The organism is Persicobacter sp. CCB-QB2, from assembly GCF_001274635.1.
GTDB classification, from domain to species: domain Bacteria; phylum Bacteroidota; class Bacteroidia; order Cytophagales; family Cyclobacteriaceae; genus Persicobacter; species Persicobacter diffluens.
On the sequence record NZ_LBGV01000001.1, the window covers coordinates 3,569,295 to 3,595,460 of the forward strand.

Consider the following 26,166-nt stretch of genomic DNA (forward strand, 5'->3'; position numbering starts at 1 on the left):
AATGAGTAAGAAAAAAGGTGGATTCAAGGAGTATTTTTATGAGAAAATTGCTCCTATTGCAACAGGTGTCGGAGCCGCAGTTGTAATTGTTGGTGCATTGTTTAAAATCATGCACTACCCTGGCGCTGGAATTATCCTTCCGATTGGAATGGGTGTAGAAGCAGTCTTGTTCTTAATGTTTGCTTTTGCTCCGCAGCACAAAGATCCAGAATGGTCCAGAGTGTATCCGGAATTGGCAGATGATTATGTTGGATCTAATGCGCCAGCAAAAAGACCAACTGCTAATGGTGGTGACGCTGTAGCACAAAAGTTGGATGGCATGTTATCTTCTGCCAAAATTGGCCCTGAGTTAGTAAACAGCCTTGGAAAAGGAATGAAAGACCTTTCCACTTCAGTAACCAAGTTGTCTTCTTTAGGAGATGTGGTTGATGCCACTAACAATTATTCAACTTCTGTAAAGCAGGCTTCCTCTCAAATGGTTGAAGTAAATAAGGCTTACGGAAATACGATCAAAGCAATGAATGATGCGGCATCAAATACTGCTCAAACAGTACATCAAATGATTTCCGCTTCTAAAGCAGCTTCAGATTCTATGACTTCTGTAGCGAATAATACAAAAGAATATCATGGACAGGTTCAGGTAGTAACCAAGAATTTGTCTGCTTTGAATGCTGTATATGAAATGGAATTGAAAGATTCTAAAGATCATATTGCAGCCATGAATAAGTTCTATGGTAATATCTCTAACGCCATGTCTAATATGGCGGATGCAGCCAAAGAAAGTGAGCAATTTAAAGGTGAAATTAACAAGTTGACCAACAACTTGAACTCTTTGAATAAAGTTTACGGCAGTATGTTGACTGCAATGAAAGGATAATTTTTTCTCCAATAAAAAATACTTAAAAAATGGCAGGAGGAAAAGAAACCCCAAGACAACAGCTGATTGGGCTGATGTATATCGTATTCCTGGCTCTGATTGCAATGCAGGTGTCTGGGTCGGTAATGGAGAAATTCCATATCATCAATCAGTCCTTAATCCGTTCTAATAACGAGACGAATGTCAGTAATGGAATTCTTGTTGATAAAGCAATGAAAGCCAAAGTTGACGAAAGTGGTCGTGAGCAGGATAAATTAGTTTTGCAGAAAGCAAGGGAAGTTCGTGAACTGACATCTAAAGCATTAAATTATGTTGATGGTCTAAAAGATGAGCTTACTGAAAAAACAGGTGGAATAGATGAAGCTACTGGTTTGCCAAAAGGCATGACCGATGAGGACAAGGTGGCGAATTGGTTTATTCAGCAGAAAAAAGGAGACGAGGTTAAAGAACAATTGAACGCGTATGTTGCTGGCATCAGAGAGGTTGCGGGAAGTGTTGACGTTAATGTTGATTTAAAAGATATCGCCCTAGAACCAGGGGATATGCCTGAATATGCTAACAACAAGGAAGTTAGGAAAAAGGATTTTAAATCGTTTAACTTTGAGCATACGCCGATGATTTCGGTTTTAGCGTCTTTATCACAGTTCGAATCAGAGATTTTGGCCAGAGAAGCACAAACGCTAAAAGCTTTGGGCGATAAGATTGGCGCGGGAACCATTCAGTTTGATGAAATCGTTCCAATGGTTTTACCAGAATCGCAAGTTGTAGCAGCAGGAGCCAAGTATAAGGCACAAATGTTTATTGCCGCATCTTCTTCTGGTATAAAACCAACAATGGCTTTGAATAATAAGCAAATTAAGGTGAATGCTGATGGAAAAGGAGAGGTTGAATTTACGGCAACTCCTGGTAAATATGACAAAGACGGTTTAGCGCGTAAAACTTTTAAAGCGACCATCTCTATCCCTAAGGCGGGTGGTGAAGCGGAAAAGTTTGAGCAGGAGATCGAGTATTTTGTGGCTAAGCCTGTAATTCAAATTCAATCTGCTTCTGTTCAGGCATTATACCTGAATTGTGGAAATGAATTGAATGTTCAGGTACCCGCATTGGGTTCTGCTTATCAGCCATCATTCAGAGCTAAAGGTGGTAAAACATTTGCTGGTAGTAAAAAAGGTATTGTTACAGTAGTGCCGAACTCAAAGGCAGTGGCTTTGACGGTATCTTCCGGAGGTAACGTGATTGGAACAGAGAATTTCAAAGTGCGTCAGATTCCATTACCTACCATCGAGATTTTCAATATGAAAGGTAAAAAAGTGAATTTGAAAAATGGAGAGTCTTCCGCTAACATGCGTAAGGTGAGATTACAGGCTACTCCAGATAAATCATTCGCTGAGTTTTTGCCGAATGATTCTAAATATAGAATTCAGGAAGCAGAAATTACCTTGGCGCAGGGTTCTCGCCCGGTAGCAAAACCAATTAAAGTAACCAATGGTCAAGCTGACCTTGGTGCAATAATGGGTAAAGCGAAGGCAGGAATGCGTTTGGTAGTTGAAGTGAAGAAAGTAGTTCGTAAAAACTTCCGAAATGAAATTGAGGTAGTGGATATGGGTGCTGACGTAGTAACGAATATTGCAATTAGCAATTAAAATAATTAAACAGGTGTTATGAAAAATTTTGTTTTAGTTTTCTGCGTATTGCTATTGACTCCTTTTACGCTATTGGCACAGGAGGAAGAGGTAGGCTACAATGAAAATTCTGTTCATCCCATTCATAATTCCAAGCAACTTTTCAAAAAACGTGTTTGGAGAAGAATGGATTTAAATGAAAAGCAAAATCAACCGTTTTTTGCAGTAAATAATCAAATCACTAAGTTCATTATTGAGGCAGTTCAAAATGGAGAGTTAATTCCCTACGACACTGACTCTGTAACAGATGATCGTCGGATTTCTAAAGAGGAGTTTATGTCCCGATTGGAAATTAAGACCGATGCCGGTGGAGGTGACTTCGGAGGCTGGGGTGATGATGGCGGAGATTGGGGTGAAGGTGGAGCGACAGCCTCTGCAGGTCCATCCAAAACTTATATCCGACCTGATGAATTAAATTTACTGGAGATTGTTGAGGATGCCATTTTCGATAATCAGAGATCTAGAATGTACTTCGATCTTCAGGCGATCACTGTTAAGATTCCTGCTGATTTAACTGTAAATGGATTAGAAGGTACTTTAGCTTCTTTCCGATACAAAGATTTGGAGGAGCTTTTCCGTGCCATGCCAGATAAAGCACAATGGTACAATATGTACAACCAATCTAAGAGTGTGAACTTTGCAGATGCTTTTCTACTAAGATTGTTTAGTGCACGTATCTGGAAGGTGAATAATCCTCAGGATGAAGATTTGTATTCTATCTATGGAGGAAATCCAAAGAGAGCGCTATACGCCTCTCAGCAGGAGGAATACAAACTTATGGAGTACGAACATAACTTGTGGGAGTATTAATCCCATCATAACACCTCATAAAAGGCCGATGCACTATGCACCGGCTTTTTTGTTTAAAAGGAAATCGTGAACCACTTCTCCTTTTTTACCTAAGAGCTCGATAAGCTCTTTTTTTGGGATTTGCTTTATTTTTTCAACTGATTTGTATTTACTCAATAGTTTTTCAATTGATTTTGGGCCAATGCCGGGGATCTCATCCAAAATAGTATGAAAGGAATTTTTACTTCTGGTGTCTCGGTGGAAAGTAATGGCAAATCGGTGGGCTTCATTTCTGATATGTTGCAATACACGAAGGGTTTCTGATTTTTTATCCAGGTGGAGGGGGTATTGATCTTCCGGATAGTAGAGTTCTTCCAGCCGTTTGGCAATGCCCACTACTGTCAGTTTCGAATATACTCCAATTTCCTTCAAAGCTTCCACAGCGGCATTTAACTGCCCCTTTCCTCCATCGATGACGATTAGTTCAGGTAAAGGCGCATCTTCATTAAGAAGCCTTTGATATCGACGCCCTACCACTTCCTTCATAGAGGCAAAGTCATCCGGTCCTACTACTGTTTTGATGTGAAATTTACGATAATCCTTTTTGGATGGCTTTCCATTTTTAAAACACACCATGGAGGCTACCGGATTGCTTCCTTGAATATTGGAGTTGTCAAAACATTCGATATGACGAGGGAGTACTTTCATCCTTAAATCCTGCGCCATGGTTTTTAGTAGTCGACTTTCTTCCTGTTTTGAGGCCGTATTGTTTTTGATTTTTTCCTTCTTGAAGAACAGGGCGTTCTTAATGGCCAGTTCAATTAGCTTCTTTTTGTCTCCAATTTTTGGGACAGTGATTTGTACGTTATGCCAGCTTTCTATTGGAATATTGGTAAGCACTTCTTCGGACTCACTTCGGAAAGTTTTGCGAAAATCAATAAGGCAGAGTGCAAGTATTTCGGCTTCTGTTTCCTGCAGTTTTTTCTTGATTTCAATGGTTTTGGTTTGACTTATTGCGCCATTGATGATTTTCATATAATGAACAAAAGCGGAACTATCATCACTAACAATGCTAATCACATCTAAGTCTTCAAATTTGGGATTAGTGATGACGGTTTTGGTTTGAAATTTTTCCAGGTACTCTAGTTTATGTTTGAATTCCTGAGCTCTTTCAAAGGCTAATTCCTGAGCTGCCATATTCATTTGTTCTTTGAACCATGATTTAGCTAACCCAAGTTTACCCTTCAGGATATTAGTGATTTGACTGATGTCTTTTTGGTAATCTTCTGCAGATTGATTGCCTACACAGGGGCCATAGCATTTTTTAATATGGTATTCCAGGCATACCTCAAACTTGCCGGCCTGAATATTTCTATCTGTAAGATTTAAACTACAGGTTCTAATATGAAACAATTCCCGAATGAGCTCCAAGACCGTATTCATACTGCGTAGATTGGAAAACGGGCCATAATATTTCCCATAGCCTTTTTTATACTGTCGTGTGGAGAAAACTTTGGGAAAGGGTTCATTGGTTACCACGATGTAGGGGTAGGATTTATCATCCTTCAACAGAATATTGTATTTAGGTTGATAGGCCTTAATATGGTTATTTTCCAATAATAGGGCATCCAGTTCCGAATCAACGATGGTGATTTCTAAATGATGAATTTCAGATACCAGCTTTAGTGTTTTACGGTCGTGCCGGTTTTTATTGAAAAAATAGCTTTGTACTCTTTTTTTGAGGCTTTTAGCCTTTCCCACGTAAATGAGGGTGTTTTCCTCATTAAAATAACGGTAAATTCCGGGCTTATCAGGGAGTTGATTGATTTGTTCCGGCGTGTAAATCTTACTTTCCATAATGATAGAAACAAAAAAACGGATATTGGAAGTCCAATATCCGTTTAAAAATTCATTTTTTCCAAGATTAGAAAATATCGTCAGAATCTAGGTCTTCCAATTCCGGTTTTACAGTTTTTTCAATAACCGTGGTGTCCCCGTCTTCTACTATTTCTTCTTTTACTTTGTACACCCTGCTTTTAAGCACATCGCAATCCAGTTCCATGGATATGGGTTTGGACGGTCGTTCAAAAGCGCCTTTGGTATAGCCTAAAGACTCATCATTATAGACGTCTCTCATAAACTTATCAAAAATTGGTCTCGCTGTTCGGGCACCTTGTCCGTCATACCAGTTTCTAAAGTGGATGGAGCGAGAGTCTCCCCCTACCCAGGTGCCACAAACCAAATCTTTGGTCACTCCCATGAACCAACCGTCCGAAGCATTTTGCGTGGTTCCTGTTTTACCACCAATTTCATTATTCTCTTTCAATTCCCAACTTAGGCCAACTGCGGTACCACCTGCCTCTTCTGAGGCTCCTCTAAGCATATATACCATTAAATAGGCGGTTTCTTCACTTATGGCTTCTTTGGTTTGTGCAGGGAACTCCTGAATCGTATTACCGAATTTATCTTCAATTCTTGTTACAAAATTAGGAGTAGTATACACCCCTTTATTGACAAAGGTTCCATATGCACCCGTCATCTCAAATACCGAAACATCGGCAATCCCCAAAGCAAGGGAAGGCACAGCCTGTGATTCCGGTATGGCAACTCCCAATCGGTTGGCAAAATCTACTACCTGTCGAGGCCCTACCTTGTCCATGACGAATGCGGTGATTGAATTCACTGATTTAGCCATTGCCTGGCGAAGTGACATATTCTCTCCGGTGAACTTGCCATCCGCATTTTGTGGGGTCCAGGTGGGTTTGGTAGATCCTTTTGGAAGCTGGAAGGTATATGGGATGTCACGTACTTCATAACAGGGAGAATAACCATTTTCAATGGCTGTACCATAAACCAATGGCTTAAAAGTAGAGCCGGGCTGTCGCTTACCCTGCATCACGTGGTCGTACTTGAAATGCTCATAATTGATTCCTCCAACCCAGGCCTTGATTTGACCATTGTGCGGGTTCATGGCCATAAAACCAGCTTGTAGGAATTGTTTATAGTATTTCAGGGAGTCAACTGTACTCATGAGGGTATCAATCTCACCTTCCCAGCTGAATACTTCCATTGGTTTTTTAAGATTGATGTAGTAGTTCACCGAATCAGCGCCTTTGCCATATTTTTTGACCAAGGAACGGTAGTAAGGCAAACGTTCTGTTTGCTTCTCTATGAAATTCGGGATTTCTTTTCCTTTTTCATCAATCCAGGGGTTTCTACCTTCCCAATGTTTGTCGAATTTGGCCTGAAGCTTTTGCATATGTTCCTCTAAAGCCGCTTCAGCATATTCCTGCATTCGACCATCAATCGTGGTGTAGATCTTAATCCCATCTTCCCACAGGTCAATATCATTATCTTTTGCCCAACGCATTAACCAGGGGCGAATGGCCGATCGGAAATAAGTCGCCAGCCCCTCGTTATGTGAATCTACTTTGAATTGTAGTTCGATGGGGAGTTGTTTCAGAGAATCAAATTCCGCTTTACTAAGGTCTCCATAGACATACATTTGCCCTAAGACCATATTTCTTTTGTTCTTAGAGCGTTCCGGGTGTCTCCTTGGGCTGTAACGAGTCGGGGCATTAATAACACCTACCAGCGTGGCCGCCTCTTGTACATTTAAATCTTTTTGATCCTTATTAAAGAAAGTTTTAGCGGCAACCTGAATTCCAAATGCATTACTTCCGTAGGGAACCGTATTAAGGTACATGGCAAAGATTTCCTCTTTGGTAAATCTTCTCTCCAACTGAACGGCAATAATCCACTCTTTTATTTTTACGATGACCAGGTCAACGCCTCTTCGCATTTTATTATTACCTAGGGATTGCACCAGAGAACCCTCAAATTCATCTCCACGGGTAGAATACAGGTTTTTGGCCAGCTGCTGGGATAGCGTACTTCCCCCTCCTGCACCCTGACGCAAAATCACCGATTTGATCCCCACACGAATTAAATCTTTAAAGGAAATACCAGAGTGTTCAAAGAAGCTGTCATCTTCCGTATCCAAAAGGGCTTTTTTGATGTTCGGGCTTAATTCTTCATAGCTAACATTGGTACGGTTCGTTCGATAATACTTTCCCATTAGGGTACCATCCGCTGTATAAATCTCCGAGGACAGATCATTCTTGGGGTTTTCTAAAGATTTATAACCCGGAAGGCCGCCAAACAGTCCGCCCAGGTCAGTGCTGACTGCATAAACAATGAAATAAATGGATAGGAAACCACCCAGGAAAAGAATCCAGCTGGCCCAAACAAGCCGTTTTACCCACTTCCCCCCTTTTTTAGCTGACTGAGTGGTTTTTTCTTCTTTCTCTATTTCTTCCATGTATATAGGTTTAAAATTGATTCCCCCAAAGGAATGCTATTGGTAATTTTCAATAAAAAATGATTCGTATAACTCCAGCGCCTTGTTTTTATAGAAAATCTGGAAATTATCGTTCGTAATGACAAAATTATAAATTTTCGCGCCTGCAACTTCTTTTAAAGGAGATTTTTCCCCGTTAAAAGTGGTGTAAAACTGTAGTGCATCCTCCTTGTTATCAAATTTGGAAACGATTACCATGGCAAATTCCTTATTGAATTCTAGGTTTCCGGTATTCAGGTTATTGTACCTAAACTCTTCATCAATAAAGGTTTTGAGTCTGGCAGGAAGCTCATCAATGAATTCTTTTTCATTGGGGTAGAGCAGAACAAAAAGATGTTCTTCCTCAAAATATGGGACGAAAGACACCGCTTTTTTCTTCTCTTCCTTGCTTTGGAAATTTCTGGCCGCCTCTAAAAGGTTGACGGCGTGTCCATTTAGTTCACTATTGGGATAGTTATCAATAAATTTCTGCAATTCCACTTCATATTTTTCCGCTCCGTATTCTTTACCATCTACTAATACTCTTAACAAGCGAAGGTAATCTGTAAAAGGGAGGTCCGGATGTTTTCGAATGGCAGGATCCACCAAAATGTGCACTTGCTTTAAGCTATCTTGCAAATACCAATTGTAAGCCTCATGATAAACCATCTTCAATTGCTCTGTAGCTAAATTACTTTCTTCCCGATAATTAGGGTTGAGGATTAATTTGGCGTAGAGGGTTTTAGGGAAGTTGGTCGTCAAATCGTCCGCCATTACCTGCATTCTTGGATCCCCTAATTTCTGATAAATCAGATATAGGGTATACAGTGCTTCCGGACGATATTCAGAGCTTTTAAAACGATCAATTTCATCTTCAAAGGAGGTAATGGCATTATCCTCTTCAAAAAGTTCAAAATGGTAAATATTTCCTAAACCAAAGAGTCCTTCGTCTACCTGCTCCAACAAGAGGTCTTTGTCACTTTGGGCAAAAGGAATTTGCCCCCATAGCGCAGCATAGCGGGACTCCCGACTTTCCATATTTTCTTCTGCCGCCTCAGCGCCACCTCCTTTACCACTAGGAGCATTGCCCTCTCCGGTGGCTTCTCCTAAAGTTAGCGGAGCGTCTTCATCTAATTCCTCCTCATCTTCCTCCTCCCCATCTTGGGGAGCAGCTGCTTTTTGCATTTTGGAGGCCAAACGCCAGTTATCCACCAAAGGTCTCTGTCCCCAATTGCTTAGGAAGACACTTTTTCCGCGCGACATTTGGCTTTGATCATAAAAATACCATTTGCCACCTTCCAGGGATGGAGGTCCAAAACCGGCATCTCCAAAAGGATCTCCAGCACCACCGAAAAATCCACCGCCTCCGGCCTGTGCCGCTTCTTTTCTTTGTTGTTTCTTTTCCAGTTTTGCCTGCGCTGCCGCAATGCTGTCTTCCTTATCCAGTATACCATTGAGCACCATGGCGATGCCAAGGGTGTCTTTTTCTGAAAGGGAAATTAAGGAATCCGACACATGGACCATATCATGAAACCGTACAAATCGACCTAATATTTCCTGTCGATTCGCAATCAGTTCATAGTTAGGGTCGGTTTGTGGCATGGCAGTAAGTGTACTGTCATAGTAAGCCTTAGCCAAATGATAGTCTTTTATTTTATCATAGTACACCTTACCCAGCGCCCAATAGGTGTATCCTTTTTGTCGAGGATCGGTTGATTTTTGCTGGACAGAGGTCTTGTAGGCGGTTATGGCTGCATCCAGGTTTTCTTGTTTCTCTTCAAATGCACCAAGCTCGTAATAGATTTTATCCTTGAAGTCTACGTTTTTTTGATCCTTCAATAATTTTTTAAAATATTTACGCACCCGCTTAATGTCATTGGCTTTATTTAATTCGGTAACCTGAGCTAGGTTCAGTTTGGCGTAGAAAGAAAGCTCGTAGGATGGATTGGTGCTTAATACGTTGCGATAGTTTTGGTAAGCCAGTGCATCAAACTCTAAGTCCTGATAAATTTGCCCGAGTAAAAAAAACATTCTGGCTTTCCCCTCTTTCCTTTTCATTAAGGGAATGGCTAGCTCCAAATTTTTAATCACCTTATCTTTATCCTGCATTTTTTGATAAAGATGCGCCTGTGTAAGAAACCAAGCCTTTTGGTTATTTTTAGATAAAGCTTCCTTTCCTAAAAAGTCATTTACTGCAACGGCATTGTTGAATTCCTGATGATCCGTATAGGCGCGCATCAGGGCAATCAATGCCTTATGGCGGACCTCATCATTTTTACTTCTGGTATTAACAAATTTGAAGGTGTCAAATGCGTTGGGATAATCCTCTGCATAAGCGCGGGCTTTTCCTACCAGGTAATAGCTATCATCTTCCCATGAACTTCCCGGGTGCCTTTGAATGGCCAGAGAAGCCATTTTAATGACTTCGTCTAATTGCTCCTGATTAGCATTGGCAATGGTACTGTCCACCGTAGGGAAAACATACAGAAAGTCATTGAAATTATCAGGATTAGAATCCAAGATGTTTTTTTCAATCTCTTTTATCTCCTCCTTGGCATAAAAATAGCCATTAAATCGAGCTGCCGTATTGTGGTAAGGAGTGGAGCCTTTTTTTGACTTTTCGGCTGAACAGGATAAAAGTGTCAGAACGAAGAAAAAATATATTATTTTGGAGTTGGGCATGCGGTATAAATCTGCAAAAGATGGTAGCTGATGAAGTTCCTAAAATTCTGAATATTTTTTTAATTATTCGATTATTGATTCAGATAAAATGAGAGAGAACTGAATTTATTTTATCATTCCAGTTAGTTTTTTTATTAATAAACCACTGGCGGTTGGATTTTGCCACTTTAGTAGAATGCCTCCATTTTCTCTCCATTGAATTAAAAGAAGGATTATTTTTGATGTAATTTTAAAGATGAATTTTAACAGGAAATGGTTTTTTCCTTCTATTTTTGTAGAGTAACAATATCAGTCCGGTGGAAAAAAAGAAAGAGATCAGTAATTGGTTAACAACAAAGTATTCTTTGATCATCAGATCAGAGGTGAATTTGGAGGAAAAAACGTCCCTCAATTTCACTTATTTGAAATTGATTCGAATGCTGTTTGTGTTTTTTACCGTGGTGTTTTTCCTGAGCCTGGTATTAGTGAAAACCATTTTAAAGCAATGGCTGGATCCGGAATTTGAAAACCGGCAACAGGCCCGAGAGCTGATAGAGCTGCGGGCATCGGTGGACTCACTGATGTTGTCGGTGGAGCAAAAGGATATTTTCCTTAAAAATATTGAGGATATCTTACAAGGGCGTGATGGACAGGAAGTGAAGGAGGAAACGGAGCGCCAGAACACAAAAGCGGTTGAAAAAGATATTTCCGATGGTTCTGATCTGGATTCCATATTCAGGGCAGAGTTTGAAAATATGTCGCTTGATGAGCTCGGAGGGAAATACAATGAAGGTCCTTTGGCGGATATTTCTTTTTTTAAGCCAGCGGACGGGATTCTTTCTTCGGCATTTGATCCTTTATCGGATCATTGGGGAGTGGATATTGTGGCCGGGAAAGACGAACCCATTAAAGCCATCGCTAACGGAACCGTTTTAATGTCTACCTGGACGCAGGAAACGGGGAATGTGTTAGTGATTCAACACCCGAATAATTTAATTTCAGTCTATAAACATAACTCGGAATTGTTGGTCTCTGAGGGGAGAATGGTTCGCTCAGGAGAGATTATCGCGATTATGGGGAATAGTGGTGAGTTGTCAACAGGACCTCATCTACATTTTGAAATTTGGTTTAATGGACATGCAGTGAATCCATCGGATTTTATTGCATTCTAAATGAAAAGTACATCACTAAGTTTTTAGAGCTCTTCATCTTTGGTGTGTTTTTTAGAACCTAAAGGGAGATAGACTATTAACTTTTTAAGCTGGTTTTTTCAATAAAGAAGAAGTCGCAAATTTGAAGCATTATGTTTGGTAATAACAAGAATCAGGAAAAAGTAGCATCAGTGGAAGCAGCTAGTAATTCAAGTAATCACATCGGTAAAGGAACTATTATTCGCGGAGATGTAGAAACTTCGGGTAATATTCGTATTGAGGGTACCCTGGAAGGAAATATTGATTGTAAATCTAAGGTAGTCATGGGGGCTTCTTCTAAGGTGGATGGTAATTTAATGGCCCAAATTGCCGAGGTAGAAGGACATGTGACCGGAAAAGTAGAGGTCTCTGACGTTTTGGTTTTAAAACCAACAGCAGTTATTGACGGAGACATTATTACCAATAAAATGGTAGTAGAGTCCGGAGCAGTATTTAATGGCTCTTGTAAAATGTCTAATAGTAATGAAGGTATTGGTGGACAAGCAAAATCCGGAGGATTATTCTCAAAATCCAAAAAAGAAGAAGCTGTTAAGACCGCTTAATAAGTTTATTCAATTTTCAAGCCTGGGCATGCAAATGCTCGGCTTTATATTTTTTGGCTATTATTTGGGTCATAAGATAGACCAGTGGCTGGAGAATGCCACTCCATGGGGAATTATCATTGGAATTCTCTTTGGTGTGGTAGGCTCTATGGCATATGTTATGGTTCGGGTAAATAAAATGAACAAATGAATAGAGAAACTGAACAGGCTTCTCTGAAAAGGTTAAGCATTTTTTCGTCGATAGTCGCCCTCATTTTTTTACTGATCAAGTATCTGGAGGTTCCCTACTTTTACCACCGCTCCTTGTGGATAGTTGCCGTAATGTTTTCCCTTAATTATGTGAATATTAGGGTGATTTATCGTTTGCCGGAAGAGGACTTTATAGCAGGTTTTTTTTCCTCTATGGTGATGCGTGTTTTTGGTTGTCTGGCGGCCGTTACTTACTTCGTTTATGTGGACCGGGAAAATGCGAAAAGCTTTATGCTCAGTTTCGGTATTCTTTATTTGTCCTATCTGTGGTTTGAAATTTACAGTTTATTAACTACATTTCGTCGCATTTCAAAAAATCCTAATTAATGAACGCTACAAAGTTTTTTAGCTTACGCTGGGTAACTGCGTGTATGCTAGTGTTTTTCACTATGTTTACAGCGGCATCGCCTGCTTTGGCAAGCGGTGGTGGGTCCGAGGAAGAGTTCTCCGCGAAGGATTTGATCTTCCATCATATCCTGGATACTCACGAATGGCATTTTTTCGACGGTCCCTATGGGACACTTTATCTTCCGGTGATTGTTTATTCACAGGAAGGAGGCCTAGAGGTTTTCTCCTCTTCCAATTTTTACAATGATCATCATGAAGTCGTTCCTTATCAGGGATACATTTATGATCATGGACACATTACGCACGAGCAGTATGGACATGTTTATGATTTTTCGATCACGAAAAACGTAGCCGCCATGTTTATCTCTTTTGCATTGTTGCTCTTTGTGTTTCTTTCCAGTGCCCGCAGCTATAAGAAGCGCGGCAATTCACCACCAAAAGGCATCGCCGCATTTTTCGAGCCCCTGATCCTCTTTATCAGAGATGATATTGTGGTTCCGAATATTGGCAAAAAAGACGCGGATAAGTTTATGCCTTATCATCTTACCCTTTTCTTCTTCATTTGGTTCAATAACCTCTTGGGTTTATTACCAGGTGCGGCCAACGTAACGGGTAATATTGCGGTAACGGTAACCCTGGCGATAATCACCTTGATTATTACCCATGTGTATGCCAAAAAGCCTTACTGGAGTCACATTTTCAATCCTCCTGTGCCAATGGCCTTGAAGCCGATGATGATCCCGATTGAAGTGGTGGGTATTTTTACCAAACCATTTTCCCTGACGGTACGTCTTTTTGCAAATATTACTGCAGGACACATCATGATTTTGGTACTGTTATCTTTTGCTTTTATCTTTAAGAGTGTAGCAGTAGGAGCTTTGTCTGCAGTAGTAGCCACTGCCATGAATTTCCTAGAGTTATTGGTGGCATTTATTCAGGCTTACGTCTTTACACTGTTGAGTTCGATCTTTATCGGACAGGCAATGGAAGAAGCTCATCATTAAGAAATTGGTCCTTCCCTAAGGAAGATTTTTATAGACCTTAATTTACAGAAATCCTTTTGTTTAACTTTAAATAACGCTTAGTTATGTTCAGCTCTTTATTTTTCGCCGAAGCTATCGGTTTGTTGGGTGCAGCCCTAGGTGCTGGTATTGCTGCAGTTGGTGCAGGTATCGGTATTGGTCAGATTGGTGGTTCAGCTATTGAAGCCATCGCTCGCCAGCCTGAGGCAGCAGGTCAAATCCAAACGACTATGATTATCTCAGCAGCCTTGGTAGAAGGTGTATCATTGTTTGGTGTAATTGTATCTCTTTTGATCGCTTTGGGCGTAGGAGGATAATTTCACTTTCTAAAAGTCACTTGGGGCGGTAGGCCTCAGGTGGCTTTTTTACAGCAAATAAATTTTTAGCGAAATGGAACTAATAACCCCTGGATTTGGGCTGATAATTTGGCAATTGTTGGTGTTCATCGCTTTGATGTTCATCCTGACGAAGTATGCATGGAAGCCTATCCTTAATGCGGTAAAATCTCGTGAAGCGGCGATTGAAGATGCCCTTCATGCAGCAGATAAAGCGCGTGAGGATATGAAAAACCTGCAAGCGGACAATGCCAAATTGATCGAGGAAGCTCGCAAAGAAAGAGAGAAGATTGTTTCTGCAGCTCAGAGCGCGGCTAACAAAGTTAAAGAGGATGCAAAAGCCGAGGCACAGCTGATCACAGACAAAATGATCGCCGACGCTCAGGCTTCTATAGAGGCTGAAAAGCGTGCCGCCCTGGCAGAAGTGAAAAATCAGGTGGCCGAATTCTCCGTAGAAATTGCGGAAATGGTTTTGCGCAAGGAATTATCTTCCCCACAAGCGCAAAAGGAATTAGTCGACAGCTACATGGCTGACTTGAAAACGAATTAATTATGTCAGATATCCAAGTCGCATCTAGATATGCGAAGTCCATCTTTGAATTGGCTTCCGAAAAAGGCGTATTGGAGGCAACAGCCGCTGACTTTAAATTAATTCAGCAGGTGTGTAGCCAAAACCGCGACTTTGTGGTGATGCTGGAAAACCCGATCATTGGTATAGACAAAAAATGGGGAATCATTAAGTCTATATTCGAAGGGAAAATTTCAGAATTAGCCATGACTTTTCTGAATGTGGTCACCTCTAAAAACAGAGAAGAACATATTCAGTCGATCTCAGCAGCATTTGAGGAGCAATACAATGAGGCCAATGGTGTGGTGAAAGCACAGCTGACCACCACTGTAGCATTGGAAGCTTCACAGCTTACCCAATTTGAAGCTTTTGCTTTGAAGGAAAGTAAGGCCAAATCAGTACAGCTGGAGACCGCGGTTGATGACGCCCTGATAGGAGGATATATTTTACGCATCGGTGATCAATTGATTGATAACAGCGTAAAATCCCGATTGGCAAAACTCAGACAGAGCCTGTTGGCTAAAGTCTAAACATATAAATTTTTTACAGAATTAATCAAGAGTAATAATGGCTGAAGTAAGACCAGATGAGGTTTCGGCGATACTTCGAGATCAACTATCTAACTTCAAATCTGAAGCAGAATTAGAAGAAGTAGGTACCGTCCTTCAAATCGGTGATGGTGTTGCTCGTATATATGGTTTGACCAAGGCACAGGCTGGTGAGTTGATCGAATTTGAAAACGGCACCGAAGCATTGGTATTGAACCTGGAAGAAGATAATGTCGGAGCAGTATTGTTCGGAGATTCTTCCGGAGTAAAAGAAGGAGATAATGTTCGTCGTACAGGACGTATCGGTTCTATCCCTGTAGGGGAAGGCATGGTAGGTCGTGTAGTAAATATGTTGGGTCTGCCTATTGATGGTAAAGGACCTATCGCAGGTACTACCGTAGCAATGCCATTGGAGCGTAAAGCACCAGGGGTAATCTACCGTGAGCCTGTAACCGAGCCTCTTCAGACAGGCTTGAAGGCAGTGGATTCCATGACGCCGGTTGGTCGTGGTCAGCGTGAGTTGATCATTGGTGACCGCCAGACGGGAAAAACTGCTGTAGCGATTGATACCATTATCAATCAGAGAGAATTTTATGATGCAGGAGAGCCTGTGTTCTGTATTTATGTAGCGATTGGTCAGAAAGCTTCTACCGTAGCCAACATTGTACAGTCTTTGGAAAAGCATGGCGCATTGGATTATACTGTGGTTGTTTCGGCTTCCGCTTCTGATCCGGCTCCTATGCAGTTTTATGCGCCATTTACGGGAGCAGCTATCGGGGAGTACTTCCGTGATACTGGTCGTCCGGCTTTGGTGGTATATGATGATTTGTCCAAGCAGGCAGTAGCATACCGTGAGGTTTCTTTGTTGCTTCGTCGTCCTCCAGGGCGTGAGGCTTATCCTGGTGATGTATTCTACTTGCACTCCCGTCTACTAGAACGTGCGGCAAAGTTGAACTCCAACACTTCGGTAGCAGAGAAAATGAACGATTTGCCAGAGGGCTTGAAAGGTCAGGTAAAAGGTGGTGGTTCTTTGACTGCCCTTCCGATTATTGAAACTCAGGCCGGTGACGTTTCTGCTTATATCCCAACCAACGTAATTTCGATTACCGATGGTCAGATCTTCTTGGAGACTAACTTGTTTAACTCTGGTTTGCGTCCTGCAATGAACGTAGGTATTTCGGTATCTCGTGTAGGGGGTAATGCACAGATCAAGTCCATGAAGAAGATTGCAGGTACTTTGAAACTGGATTTGGCGCAGTTCCGTGAATTGGAGGCTTTTGCTAAATTCGGTTCTGATTTGGATGCCGCAACGAAATTGGTGATTGAGCGTGGTCGTCGTAACCAGGAAATTTTGAAGCAAGGGCAGTATCAGCCAATGCGCGTGGAAGACCAGGTAGCGATTATCTATGCTTCTACTAAAGGCTTCCTGGATAAGGTACCAGTAGAAAAGATCAAGGAATTTGAGGCAGAGTTTTTGGGCGTTTTACGCGAACAACATGCGCAAATTTTGGAAGGTCTTAAAGCCGGTAAATTGACCGACGAAGTGACCAACGGTTTGAAAGCAGTAGCGACAGACCTTGCGAAAAGATATGCATAATTGATGGGGAGCCTGAGTGATCAGGCTCATCCTTAATATTTTTTATAAATTATGGCAAACCTCAAAGAAATCAAGGCTCGGATAAAGTCTGTAAATTCTACCCAGCAGATTACCAAGGCAATGAAATTGGTAGCTGCTTCTAAATTGCGCCGTGCGCAGGATAGAATTGTGCAGATGCGTCCTTACGCTCAAAAATTTGATGAGATTCTTGATCACGTAAATGAAGTATCTGCTGACGTTAAATTGAAAAGAGATTTCGGCCAAGTGCGTGAAGAAATCGAATCAGTTTTGGTGGTGGTGATTACTTCTGACAGAGGATTGTGCGGTGGTTTTAATACAAACGCAATCAAACAGGCCAATCAAAGAATTGAAAACTTATATGCTTCCCAAAAAGCAGCAGGTAAGTTGACCATTCTACCTATTGGAAAGAAAGCATATGAGTATTATTTGAAAAATGGCTTTAATGTCGTGGACAAATATTACGAGTTGCTGACCGACCTTTCCTTTGCCAGTGCCCGAATGGTCGCGGAATATTTGATGCAATCGTTTATTGAAGGTATATACGATCAAATTGACATCGTATATAATGAGTTCAAAAACGTAGCGACTCAAATTCTTCGTGAGGAAACCTTCCTTCCAACGGTATCTTCTGAAAAAGAAGAAGGCCATGAGGCAGCAATTGATTATATATTCGATCAGGATCCAAGTCAATTGTTGGATGAACTTATTCCTTACGGTTTGAAAGTGCGCTTTTTCCGTGCAGTGCTGGAATCCAATGCTTCCGAGCATGGAGCACGTATGACGGCCATGGATAAAGCAACAGAAAATGCCGCAGAATTATTGAAAGAATTGAATTTACAATACAACAGAACGCGTCAGGCAGCCATTACCACAGAGATCCTGGAGATCACTGCAGGTGCGGAAGCCTTGTCGAATGGCTAGCGAATACTGTATTGTCAAAATACCAGAAATCCATCCTTTTACGGATGGATTTTTTTTTGAAAAAATCTTACATCTTTTTTTTAAGGCCAATTAAGCCGTGTAGATCGGCTGTTATTTAGTGAGAAAAGGAGGTAAATCCTTGAAATTGATTCGTTTATCCACATTTTAAAAATTTGACAATATCAATAAAAAAATAGTTTAAATTGAAATAAAGCCTATTTTAAGAAAAGGATGTGGATAACTTTTTAATTGTGGATAAATAATTTTGAAAGTTTTGAGTTCAGTTTTTTTTTGCCTCAAAATCAATTCAATAGGGTGGTTTTCCACTCTCTTTCCTACGTAATCCGTTATTTGGATGCCATTTTTACTGAAACCTTTATGTTTTCCACAAGGTGTGGATAGTCCTGTGAGTAAGTCATGTTGATAAATACCAATACACTTTTAAAAATCATCCTTAAATCTCAAGTAATTGTGGGTTTAGTGGGTTGTGCGATCTTGATGTTTGGGCTTAATTTATTGAATATTAGCGTTAAAGAGGTAGGTTGGACAAGATTTGTTTTCGTTTTTACCGCTTGTGTTCTTATTTATCGGATTGAATGGGTTATCCACAAATTTGGTGTGGGTAAGGGCTTAAGCATGTGGATAAGTGGAAAAGGACTGGAATCCCGAATTTTTTATCCACTTTTGATCCTGGTTTTGCTTTTAAGCTTCTTCCTGGGAAGAAAGGAATGGTGGATGCTTTTTCATTTGGGCGTTATCTCTTTGCTCTACAATTTTCCAAGTACGCTTCCGGTCAATTTTAAACCCTGGCGATCTGTCCCGTTTTTAAAGGTATTTTTGATTGCCTATGTCTGGGCGATGTTAGGCAGTTATTATCCCGCCACATTTTTGGAGATTCCCCTTCAAAGTGAGGGTTTGTTCCAACAGTTTGCCTGTCTCTTTTTTTATGTTTTCGGCATGACACTCCCCTTTGATATTCGGGATTATTATACCGACCAGCGCCAACAGCTTTGGACAATTGCCGGTGCTATCGGAATACCAAAAACAAAGATTCTGGCGATGGTAAGCTTGTCACTTTTTTGTTACATGGCGCTGGAGCTTGGGATCTCCTCCTGGTGGCTAGGCCTTACTTTTCTTCTGAGTTTAGTACTGGTGGGCTTGGCCAACCCTCTCCGATCATCATTTTACTATAATATTCTAATGGATGGGTCAATCCTGCTATTTCTATTAGGAGCGGTCTTTTGGGCATAAAAAAAAGCGTCCTAAGACGCCTTATTATTTATGTTTTTCCGTAAAACTATTCTACTCTGGCGCCTTCACCCGTCACCACGGTATAAGTCTTTAAAGCAATTCCCATTTCTTGTTTATAAGCTTCAGAAATCGCTGCGATGAACTGATCAACCGCTGCAGCTTTGACCAGGTTGATGGTACAACCGCCAAATCCACCGCCCATCATTCGGGCTCCAAAGACATTTTCATATTCTCTGGTAATGTCCACCAAAAAATCCAGCTCTTTACAACTAACTTCATAATCATTTTGAAGTCCATCATGAGAGGCATATATCAGTTTGCCCAATTCGAAAAGCTCATTTTTAGAAAGGGCCTTTGCCGCAGCTTCTACTCGGTTATTTTCATTGATCACAAACTCACAACGTTTGTAAATCACGGGATCAAATTCCGATCGGTGAGCTTTTAATAAATCAAGGGAAACATCACGCAGGCTATTGATGCTTTTGTCATATTTTTTCAGGATGGCAACTCCTGCCTCACATTGTTCCCTGCGCGTATTGTATTCGGAAGAGGCCAATGAGTGCGATACTCCTGTATCACAAAGTACCCACTTAAAACCACCTGTATTCAAAGGGAAAAGTGCTATTTCCTGCGATCGACAATCCAATTTGATCACCTTATCCTTTTCTCCAAAAGTAGAAGCAAATTGGTCCATAATACCGCATTTTACACCGGCATAATGGTGCTCAGCTGCTTGCCCTACCAATGCCAGGGATTTTTTATCCAAACCTCCCTTAAAAATCTCATTTAAGCCCGTCGCTAAAGCACATTCTAAGGCCGCTGATGAACTCAATCCGGCACCTAAAGGAACATCCCCGCCCATGACCAAATTAAAGCCCTCCACCTTTACCCCTTTTGCCATTAGCTCTGCCACTACGCCTTTAACGTAGTTGATCCAGCCTTCCGTGGCTTTTATCTCCTCCAGGCCGAATTCGGCTTCTTCTTCCAAATCAATAGCATAAGCTTTGACCGTTTTACTCTTGTTCGGCTCAAGAAGGCATACGATCTCCTTATCAATGGCTGCGGGCATTACAAAGCCCTCATTATAGTCTGTATGTTCTCCAATTAGATTAATTCTTCCTGGTGCTCTCGCGATCGTGGGTTTTCCGCCGTAAAGGGCTTCAAACTTTTCTTCAAGGTGTTTGGTAGTCATTGGTATTGTACGCTAAAAAAAAATGTAATGCTTTGAGTAAATGTAGCACAAAATGACCAAAAATTCATTGACGCAGCTCCACTAAGTTTTTTTCTTTTATCGCTTGAGAAAGTTGCGCCTAATTTCAAATTGAATCTTTCCTGCAATCGTTTGAATTTTACCCAATTCTTATCATAATTTTTTAATTTTAGCTTAATTTTGTTTTCCGAATTTATGATCGAGCTCATTTTTTGAGAATTAAGTTTTTATTTTTGAAAACAACACCCCCTTTATTTTTTAAATATTATAAATACAGCCGTATATTAGCTGAGAAATTTAGCATATTTTTGAATCTAGAAAACCTTTTTTAAACGGTATCTTGTGGTCCCACACATAGGGCCTAAAGCTTTTAGTAATCATGGCAGAAGTAATGGAAAAAAAGACAAACCAAGGGCAGGAAACGAACTATACCAAGCCCTTCATTATTTTGGTGGCGCTCTTTTTTGTCGTTGGGTTTTTAACAACGGCAAATGGACAATTTCAGGCACCATTAAAAACCGCCTTCCTGGCAAACGCAGGTAACCTAAAGAATACCTTGGTGACCCTCATCACCTTCGCTTTCTTTATGGGCTATCCGGCCATGGGAGGAGTTTCTTCAAGATGGATTGATAAGTTGGGTTATAGAAATACGCTGATCCGTGGATTAGTGATGTTGGTGGCTGCTTTGGGCGTGTTCCGTCTTTCTGTTTTTGCTGATGCCACTTTGGGTTCAGTTGCATTAACAGCAGAGGCAACCGTTCCTTATGCATTCTTTATTTTCTTGGCAGGTTCTTTCTTTATGGGTTGCTCTCTGGCAGTATTGCAGGTAGTAATTAACCCCTATTTGGTAAGTTGTAACGTTCCGGGCACTACTTCAGTGACTCGTATGAGTATTGGTGGATCTTCCAACTCAATTGGTACTACTATCGCGCCATATTTCGTGGCATTCTTGGTATTCAAAGGAGTGGAGAATCCAGCAGTGGAGCAAATGGGTATTCCATTTTTCGGATTGATGGCAGCAGTAGCATTGGTTGCTTTCATAATGAGTAAGCTGGAGCTACCGGAAATTCAGGGAACTACTTCAGGTGGAGATGTTAAATTAGAGAAAAGCGTTTGGTCCTTTACTCACCTATTCTTGGGTGTTGTGGGTATCTTCGTTTATGTTGGTGTGGAGATCTGTATCGGTTCTAATATTAACCTTTATGCAGAAGACTTAGGATTACCAACGGATATTTATACTTTGATGGCTGCCTTGTACTGGGGTGGTATGTTAGCAGGGCGTTTGTTGGGCTCTACACTTTCAAGAGTTGCTGCACAAACGCAATTGGCTGTAGCCGCTACCGGTGCTTTGGTATTAGTAACAGCAGGTATGTTGTTGAACCAACCATGGTTCCTAGTGGGTGCAGGGGTGTTCCACTCTATTATGTGGGGAGCAATCTTCGCTTTGGCTTTGGATAAATTAGGTAAGTATACCACAGCGGCTTCTGGCGCTTTGATGATTGGTGTAGCTGGTGGAGCGATCATTCCTTGGTTCCAGGGTATCGCAGCTGACGTTATGGGCGGCTGGCAGTGGACTTGGATTTTGGTTATCGCTTGTGAGGCTTACATCCTTTTCTATGCTTTGATTGGTCATAAGCACAGCCTGGCTGAAAATGCATAATTGAATTTATTTCGTGCGAAAGCACAACCCCAAATAAACTATGAGCATCCTGCAATTGTGGGATGCTTTTTTTTATGGGCCCTGCTGCCGCTAATACGCCAGCACCGGGCTTTCGCGGCTCACCCCATCGGCCTTTTGGGCCGCTGTGGTTCAAACAGGCCCGCTCTATCCCTGGTCCGGTTGGACGCGAGGAGATGAGGATCTGGAATGAGGGGCAATATTGGAAGGTAGGGAATGGCTTTGTTGGTCTTCCTGGTAGGCGAAAATCTAAGCCGAATGATTCACCATAAATTTAGTGGCTCGTCTTAAGCGGATTATTTTCAGGTCAATAATGTGTTGTTTGTTGATTTGTTAATAGCCCAAATTGGGGCAAGCTTGTTTTCTCTTCATTCATCTGCTTTTTTGGAATAAACTTGAAATAGGGAACTATTCTTTCATTTTTCCCGCTTTGCAGCTAAACGAGGGTTTTAGCATGAATAACCCGGGTTAAGGGCAGGGGACATTAGGGAGTCCATAAAAAAATCCCTGCCGGTGAATACCAACAGGGATTTAAATTATTTTTCTGCCAAAATACTCTGGCGATTAGTCTTCTTTTTTCAGGTTTAGTGCGATTTGCAGTTCATCCAATTGCGTTCCATCCACTAATGCAGGAGAGTCAATCATCACATCACGGCCCGAGTTGTTTTTCGGGAAAGCGATATAGTCACGGATGGACTCAGAACCACCGAACATCGCGCACAAGCGGTCAAAGCCAAGGGCGATTCCACCATGCGGAGGTGCACCGTATTCAAAAGCTTCCATCAGGAATCCAAACTGCTCCTTAGCTTCCTCATCCGTAAAACCAAGGTGTTTGAACATCAATTGCTGCTGCTCACGATCGTGGATACGAATAGAACCACCACCGATCTCCACACCATTGATCACCATATCATAAGCATTCGCACGAACCGCTCCCGGATCAGTGTCCAATAGCGCCATGTCTTCCGGCTTTGGAGAAGTGAATGGGTGGTGCATCGCATGGAAACGTTTGGTTTCTTCATCCCACTCTAGCAATGGGAAGTTCACGACCCACAAAGGTTTGAATTCTCCTTCTTTGCGCAAGCCCAATTCATTACCCATATGTAAACGAAGCTCGTTCATCTGCTTGCGCACCTCATCTTTAGCACCCGAAAGTACCAGCAATAAGTCGCCTGCTTTTGCTTCCATCGTTTGTGCCCAGGCAGCTAATGCTTCCTGATCAAAGAACTTGTCTACGGAAGATTTAAAGGAACCATCCTCATTACACTTCACATAAACCAATCCTTTTGCGCCTACTTGCTGAGACTTTACAAAGTTTGTCAGGGCATCCAATTGCTTACGCGTATAGCTTGCGCAACCCTCTGCTTTAATTCCGACTACTAATTCAGCATCATCAAATACCTTGAAGCCTTTGTTTTGAGCCACCTCGTTCAGTTCCACGAACTCCATGCCGAAACGGATATCCGGTTTGTCAGAACCATAAAGACGCATCGCATCTGCATACTCCATATGCGGGAAATCACCAATTTCCTGGTTCAATACCATACGGAATAAGTGGCGCACCATCCCTTCGAAGATATCCAGAATGTCCTGCTGCTCAATGAAAGCAAGTTCGCAGTCTATTTGGGTGAACTCCGGCTGGCGATCGGCACGCAAATCTTCATCACGGAAACATTTTACAATTTGGAAGTAACGGTCAAAGCCCGATACCATCAACAACTGCTTGAAAGTTTGTGGGGATTGAGGCAAAGCGTAAAACTCTCCCGGGTTCATACGAGAAGGCACGATGAAGTCACGTGCGCCTTCCGGAGTAGATTTGATCAAAACAGGTGTTTCGATCTCTAAAAAGTTTTGCTCATCCAAGTAACGACGTACTTCCTGTGCAATGCGGTGGCGCAATGCCAACTTCTCACGTACCGGATTACGACGAAGATCCAGGTAACGGTATTTCATGCGCAGGTCATCACCACCATCGGTATCATCCTCAATCATGAATGGAGGAAGTTTCGCCGCATTAAGAATTTCAATGGCCGAAACTTTGATCTCAATTGCTCCTGTTGGGATTTTATCATTCTTAGAGTAACGTTCTACTACTGTCCCGGTCGCCTGGATCACGAACTCACGTCCTAACTGGCGGGTCTTTTCCAAAACTTCAGGAGCAGTAACGCCCTCTTCAAAAATCAATTGGGTGATGCCGTAACGGTCACGAAGGTCAACCCAAGCCATGCCGCCTTTATCGCGAACACGCTGAACCCATCCGGACAGGGTAACTTCTTTATTGACATCCTCAATGCGGAGTTCTCCGCAGGTATGTGATCTGTACATATTTTGATAAGTAAATTTCCGTGCAAAGGTAAAAAAATATTAGCGGGAATGCTGAATATCGCCGATTTCAGGCCGGCTTTTTACCAATCGGGAATTTACAGGTTTTTTGGATCTTTTTTAGAGCTCGCTTTGCTTCTTTTTATAAAATATTGGGAAGTATTTGTGGGAAATATTTAAACCCGAATTATTCACCGTTCAATTCATCGAATCACCTCAAGGGGCTTTCCTTTAGGTTATTACAGGTGTGTTATTTGATTTTTATAGTCCAAATTTGGGCAAGCTTGCTTACTCCTCATTCATCTGCCTCATTGAAAAAAAATGAAATTGGAAGATTTTCTTCATTTTTTCGGCCTTATAGCTAAAGGAGGAAATAAGCATGCCTAATTCGGCTTAATAAGCAGCCTCAAATTGTTCATCGAAAATGGCGGACAATAAAAACGATAATGGAAATATTGCCGTTGATAATGATAGAAAGCCACCAATTTTTTATGCCATGACCAATACAGACTTATTCAATCAATACCTGACTGATCGGATGGATAAAATGCCAGATCGGGCCAAAGCTAAGCTCAATCCGCCAGTGATCACCATTTCCCGTGAGGCGGGATGTGGGGCGGAGCATATTGCAAAAAAGCTTTCCGCCAAAATGAATGCGCTTTATCCGAATGCTATGCCGCAGTGGCGCTATATAAATAAGGAGGTGATGGAGAAGGCGGCCGATAAGTTAAAAATGCGGGTGGATGAGGTAGAGCGAAACTATAATCAGGGACACCGCGAAGTAGTAGAGGATCTGTTCTTCAGCTTAGGAACCAATTATTATAATTTCAATGATACCAAGGTGAAGAAGACCATTGTGAACGTGGTTCGTGATTTCGCCCATCAAGGAAATATGATTATTGTAGGACGCGCCGGCGAATGCCTGACCGCCGATCTGGATCGGGTGTTGCAGACTACCATTCACGCACCTTTGGAATGGCGGGCACAGAACCTGATCAGGCGTTGGGGAATAGATAAGAAAGAGGCTTTGGAATATATAGACAAGAACGATAAGAAGCGGAAAGCCTTCCGTGATTTTTATGCCAAAGGCAAAGCACTGAGATACGACTTAAGCATTGATGCTTCTTCCTTCACCGAAGATGAAATTGTAGAACTACTCTTTCAGACATTAAAGCTTAAAAAATATATAAAGTAACGCAACGAGGCTTTGTAATTGATTTTTTAGGAGAGGTTTACCTCTCCTTTTTTTATCTTTGTAGCCAAAAAGATGCAAGAAGCTTTTGCTTACGTATTCGCCGGATTTTTTATCCTTTCCTTACTTTCCCTAATCGTGGGTTTGGTACGCCCCTGGCGTGTATTGTGGTTTTGGGATCAAGCCCATCGCTGGGGCGTGATTAAATTGTATGTTCCGCTTTCGGTTTTGTTTTATTTATTGTACTTCTGGCTCCGCTGAGGAAGTATTGTCCTCTTCCACCTTCACTAGCTTACGTGTGAAGAATAAAAGGGCATAGCCCGGGGATTGTGAGGAACTTGAAGCTTCTCCCTCATTAAGATGTAGTTTGGTGTTGGAATGATATTGCTTGATGGTCAGGGTATCTCTTCGATAATCTGTTATTTCCAGATACACATATGGAGAAGGTAAATAAGGATGTTCCATATTAATGGATAGAACATTATAAAAGAATCCCCCATCATCATGTTTGCCAGGTATTCCCTGCAAACTAAAGGCACCTTCAGGGGAAATATTGTAAAAAGTTTTACTAAACTCTACATCCGGCTGTGGAGTCCCATAGGAATATTGACTCTCAATGACTTTCCATTTGCCATAGGCCAGGTAGGAAGGGTATATCAACTCCGGTTCTTCTTCATCTTGTGGTGCTGAACATCCAAAGGCTAAAAGAGCCAGACAAAGGGCAAAGAGGCCTTTTTTTAGGTCTTTCATAGGTAGGTGTTTGTTAACTGAAAACAAGCAGGCTTGTTTTAAAAAAATGGTCG

The 26,166-nt window shown here is 41.6% G+C and carries 22 protein-coding genes; 16 read left to right on the plus strand and 6 right to left on the minus strand.

What is annotated here, in order from left to right; all coding sequences use genetic code 11:
- The first annotated feature begins 1 nt into the window (after position 1).
- The 3 genes from gldL to gldN are packed head-to-tail and all read left to right on the plus strand — an operon-like array spanning position 2 to position 3,369.
- Positions 2-877 (plus strand): gliding motility protein GldL, encoded by an 876-nt coding sequence (gldL, locus tag NG22_RS15755; RefSeq protein WP_053406602.1) that lies wholly within the window; start codon positions 2-4, stop codon positions 875-877.
- Positions 878-906: 29 nt separating this feature from the next.
- A complete protein-coding gene (gldM, locus tag NG22_RS15760) occupies positions 907-2,520 on the plus strand; it encodes a gliding motility protein GldM (protein ID WP_053406603.1) in 1,614 nt (537 codons plus the stop codon).
- An 18-nt stretch (positions 2,521-2,538) separates the two neighbouring features.
- Positions 2,539-3,369 carry a gliding motility protein GldN gene (gldN, locus tag NG22_RS15765; RefSeq protein ID WP_053406604.1) on the plus strand — a complete coding sequence of 277 codons (831 nt, stop codon included), beginning with the start codon at positions 2,539-2,541 and terminating at the stop codon, positions 3,367-3,369.
- A gap of 33 nt (positions 3,370-3,402) precedes the next feature.
- On the opposite strand, the gene uvrC is transcribed toward gldN, so the two are convergent.
- From uvrC to NG22_RS15780, 3 genes are all read right to left on the minus strand, one after another.
- A complete protein-coding gene (uvrC, locus tag NG22_RS15770) occupies positions 3,403-5,205 on the minus strand; it encodes an excinuclease ABC subunit UvrC (protein WP_053406605.1) in 1,803 nt (600 codons plus the stop codon).
- 67 nt (positions 5,206-5,272) lie between these two features.
- Complete coding sequence (locus NG22_RS15775) at positions 5,273-7,669, minus strand: penicillin-binding protein 1A (RefSeq protein WP_082305108.1); 2,397 nt, start codon at positions 7,667-7,669, stop codon at positions 5,273-5,275.
- A gap of 36 nt (positions 7,670-7,705) precedes the next feature.
- Entirely contained in the window at positions 7,706-10,369 is a 2,664-nt protein-coding gene (locus NG22_RS15780; RefSeq protein ID WP_053406606.1) for a hypothetical protein, read from the minus strand.
- Between the two features lie 296 nt (positions 10,370-10,665).
- Here NG22_RS15780 and NG22_RS15785 point away from each other — a divergent pair, with 296 nt between their 5' ends.
- The 11 genes from NG22_RS15785 (at position 10,666) to NG22_RS15830 (ending at position 18,961) form a co-directional block, all read left to right on the plus strand.
- Positions 10,666-11,520: a M23 family metallopeptidase gene (locus NG22_RS15785; protein WP_053406607.1), complete on the plus strand. Its 855-nt coding sequence runs from the start codon at positions 10,666-10,668 to the stop codon at positions 11,518-11,520.
- A gap of 131 nt (positions 11,521-11,651) precedes the next feature.
- Positions 11,652-12,101: a polymer-forming cytoskeletal protein gene (locus tag NG22_RS15790; protein WP_053406608.1), complete on the plus strand. Its 450-nt coding sequence runs from the start codon at positions 11,652-11,654 to the stop codon at positions 12,099-12,101.
- A complete protein-coding gene (locus NG22_RS18355; RefSeq protein ID WP_071932155.1) occupies positions 12,022-12,291 on the plus strand; it encodes an AtpZ/AtpI family protein in 270 nt (89 codons plus the stop codon). Before NG22_RS15790 ends, NG22_RS18355 begins: the two co-directional genes overlap by 80 nt.
- Complete coding sequence (locus NG22_RS15795) at positions 12,288-12,677, plus strand: hypothetical protein (RefSeq protein WP_053406609.1); 390 nt, start codon at positions 12,288-12,290, stop codon at positions 12,675-12,677. Before NG22_RS18355 ends, NG22_RS15795 begins: the two co-directional genes overlap by 4 nt.
- On the plus strand, positions 12,677-13,702 hold the full coding sequence (gene atpB / locus NG22_RS15800; RefSeq protein ID WP_072159129.1) for a F0F1 ATP synthase subunit A: 1,026 nt from the start codon (positions 12,677-12,679) through the stop codon (positions 13,700-13,702). The genes NG22_RS15795 and atpB overlap by 1 nt, the downstream gene beginning before the upstream one ends.
- Before the next feature lie 83 nt (positions 13,703-13,785).
- Positions 13,786-14,037: an ATP synthase F0 subunit C gene (gene atpE / locus NG22_RS15805; RefSeq protein WP_053406611.1), complete on the plus strand. Its 252-nt coding sequence runs from the start codon at positions 13,786-13,788 to the stop codon at positions 14,035-14,037.
- A 73-nt stretch (positions 14,038-14,110) separates the two neighbouring features.
- Positions 14,111-14,605, plus strand: a complete 495-nt coding sequence (locus NG22_RS15810; protein WP_053406612.1) for a F0F1 ATP synthase subunit B — start codon at positions 14,111-14,113, stop codon at positions 14,603-14,605.
- 2 nt (positions 14,606-14,607) lie between these two features.
- On the plus strand, positions 14,608-15,153 hold the full coding sequence (gene atpH, locus NG22_RS15815; RefSeq protein WP_053406613.1) for an ATP synthase F1 subunit delta: 546 nt from the start codon (positions 14,608-14,610) through the stop codon (positions 15,151-15,153).
- A gap of 37 nt (positions 15,154-15,190) precedes the next feature.
- Positions 15,191-16,768 carry a F0F1 ATP synthase subunit alpha gene (atpA, locus tag NG22_RS15820; RefSeq protein ID WP_053406614.1) on the plus strand — a complete coding sequence of 526 codons (1,578 nt, stop codon included), beginning with the start codon at positions 15,191-15,193 and terminating at the stop codon, positions 16,766-16,768.
- Between the two features lie 51 nt (positions 16,769-16,819).
- Positions 16,820-17,710 (plus strand): ATP synthase F1 subunit gamma, encoded by an 891-nt coding sequence (gene atpG / locus NG22_RS15825; RefSeq protein ID WP_053406615.1) that lies wholly within the window; start codon positions 16,820-16,822, stop codon positions 17,708-17,710.
- Between the two features lie 417 nt (positions 17,711-18,127).
- On the plus strand, positions 18,128-18,961 hold the full coding sequence (locus NG22_RS15830) for a hypothetical protein (protein WP_053406616.1): 834 nt from the start codon (positions 18,128-18,130) through the stop codon (positions 18,959-18,961).
- Between the two features lie 46 nt (positions 18,962-19,007).
- Here NG22_RS15830 and galK read toward each other — a convergent pair whose 3' ends face one another.
- The gene (galK, locus tag NG22_RS15835; RefSeq protein WP_053406617.1) at positions 19,008-20,153 is read right to left on the minus strand and encodes a galactokinase; all 1,146 of its coding nucleotides are present in this window, start codon (positions 20,151-20,153) and stop codon (positions 19,008-19,010) included.
- Between the two features lie 397 nt (positions 20,154-20,550).
- On the opposite strand from galK, the gene NG22_RS15845 reads away from it, so the two are divergent.
- The gene (locus tag NG22_RS15845) at positions 20,551-21,831 is read left to right on the plus strand and encodes an MFS transporter (RefSeq protein WP_216597634.1); all 1,281 of its coding nucleotides are present in this window, start codon (positions 20,551-20,553) and stop codon (positions 21,829-21,831) included.
- Between the two features lie 582 nt (positions 21,832-22,413).
- Here the strand turns inward: NG22_RS15845 and aspS are convergent.
- Positions 22,414-24,174 carry an aspartate--tRNA ligase gene (gene aspS / locus NG22_RS15855; protein WP_053406620.1) on the minus strand — a complete coding sequence of 587 codons (1,761 nt, stop codon included), beginning with the start codon at positions 24,172-24,174 and terminating at the stop codon, positions 22,414-22,416.
- Positions 24,175-24,595: 421 nt separating this feature from the next.
- On the opposite strand from aspS, the gene NG22_RS15860 reads away from it, so the two are divergent.
- Complete coding sequence (locus tag NG22_RS15860; RefSeq protein ID WP_053406621.1) at positions 24,596-25,366, plus strand: AAA family ATPase; 771 nt, start codon at positions 24,596-24,598, stop codon at positions 25,364-25,366.
- A gap of 234 nt (positions 25,367-25,600) precedes the next feature.
- Here NG22_RS15860 and NG22_RS15870 read toward each other — a convergent pair whose 3' ends face one another.
- The gene (locus NG22_RS15870) at positions 25,601-26,113 is read right to left on the minus strand and encodes a hypothetical protein (protein ID WP_053406623.1); all 513 of its coding nucleotides are present in this window, start codon (positions 26,111-26,113) and stop codon (positions 25,601-25,603) included.
- Between the last annotated feature and the right edge of the window lie 53 nt (positions 26,114-26,166).

Coding starts and splice junctions, on each gene's coding strand:
- gldL (WP_053406602.1), top strand. CDS start 2: ATGAGTAAGAAAAAAGGTGGATTCAAGGAGTATTTTTATGAGAAAATT.
- gldM (WP_053406603.1), top strand. CDS start 907: ATGGCAGGAGGAAAAGAAACCCCAAGACAACAGCTGATTGGGCTGATG.
- gldN (WP_053406604.1), top strand. CDS start 2,539: ATGAAAAATTTTGTTTTAGTTTTCTGCGTATTGCTATTGACTCCTTTT.
- uvrC (WP_053406605.1), bottom strand. CDS start 5,205: ATGGAAAGTAAGATTTACACGCCGGAACAAATCAATCAACTCCCTGAT.
- NG22_RS15775 (WP_082305108.1), bottom strand. CDS start 7,669: ATGGAAGAAATAGAGAAAGAAGAAAAAACCACTCAGTCAGCTAAAAAA.
- NG22_RS15780 (WP_053406606.1), bottom strand. CDS start 10,369: ATGCCCAACTCCAAAATAATATATTTTTTCTTCGTTCTGACACTTTTA.
- NG22_RS15790 (WP_053406608.1), top strand. CDS start 11,652: ATGTTTGGTAATAACAAGAATCAGGAAAAAGTAGCATCAGTGGAAGCA.
- NG22_RS18355 (WP_071932155.1), top strand. CDS start 12,022: ATGAAGGTATTGGTGGACAAGCAAAATCCGGAGGATTATTCTCAAAAT.
- NG22_RS15795 (WP_053406609.1), top strand. CDS start 12,288: ATGAATAGAGAAACTGAACAGGCTTCTCTGAAAAGGTTAAGCATTTTT.
- atpB (WP_072159129.1), top strand. CDS start 12,677: ATGAACGCTACAAAGTTTTTTAGCTTACGCTGGGTAACTGCGTGTATG.
- atpE (WP_053406611.1), top strand. CDS start 13,786: ATGTTCAGCTCTTTATTTTTCGCCGAAGCTATCGGTTTGTTGGGTGCA.
- NG22_RS15810 (WP_053406612.1), top strand. CDS start 14,111: ATGGAACTAATAACCCCTGGATTTGGGCTGATAATTTGGCAATTGTTG.
- atpH (WP_053406613.1), top strand. CDS start 14,608: ATGTCAGATATCCAAGTCGCATCTAGATATGCGAAGTCCATCTTTGAA.
- atpA (WP_053406614.1), top strand. CDS start 15,191: ATGGCTGAAGTAAGACCAGATGAGGTTTCGGCGATACTTCGAGATCAA.
- atpG (WP_053406615.1), top strand. CDS start 16,820: ATGGCAAACCTCAAAGAAATCAAGGCTCGGATAAAGTCTGTAAATTCT.
- NG22_RS15830 (WP_053406616.1), top strand. CDS start 18,128: ATGTTGATAAATACCAATACACTTTTAAAAATCATCCTTAAATCTCAA.
- galK (WP_053406617.1), bottom strand. CDS start 20,153: ATGACTACCAAACACCTTGAAGAAAAGTTTGAAGCCCTTTACGGCGGA.
- NG22_RS15845 (WP_216597634.1), top strand. CDS start 20,551: ATGGCAGAAGTAATGGAAAAAAAGACAAACCAAGGGCAGGAAACGAAC.
- aspS (WP_053406620.1), bottom strand. CDS start 24,174: ATGTACAGATCACATACCTGCGGAGAACTCCGCATTGAGGATGTCAAT.
- NG22_RS15860 (WP_053406621.1), top strand. CDS start 24,596: ATGGCGGACAATAAAAACGATAATGGAAATATTGCCGTTGATAATGAT.
- NG22_RS15870 (WP_053406623.1), bottom strand. CDS start 26,113: ATGAAAGACCTAAAAAAAGGCCTCTTTGCCCTTTGTCTGGCTCTTTTA.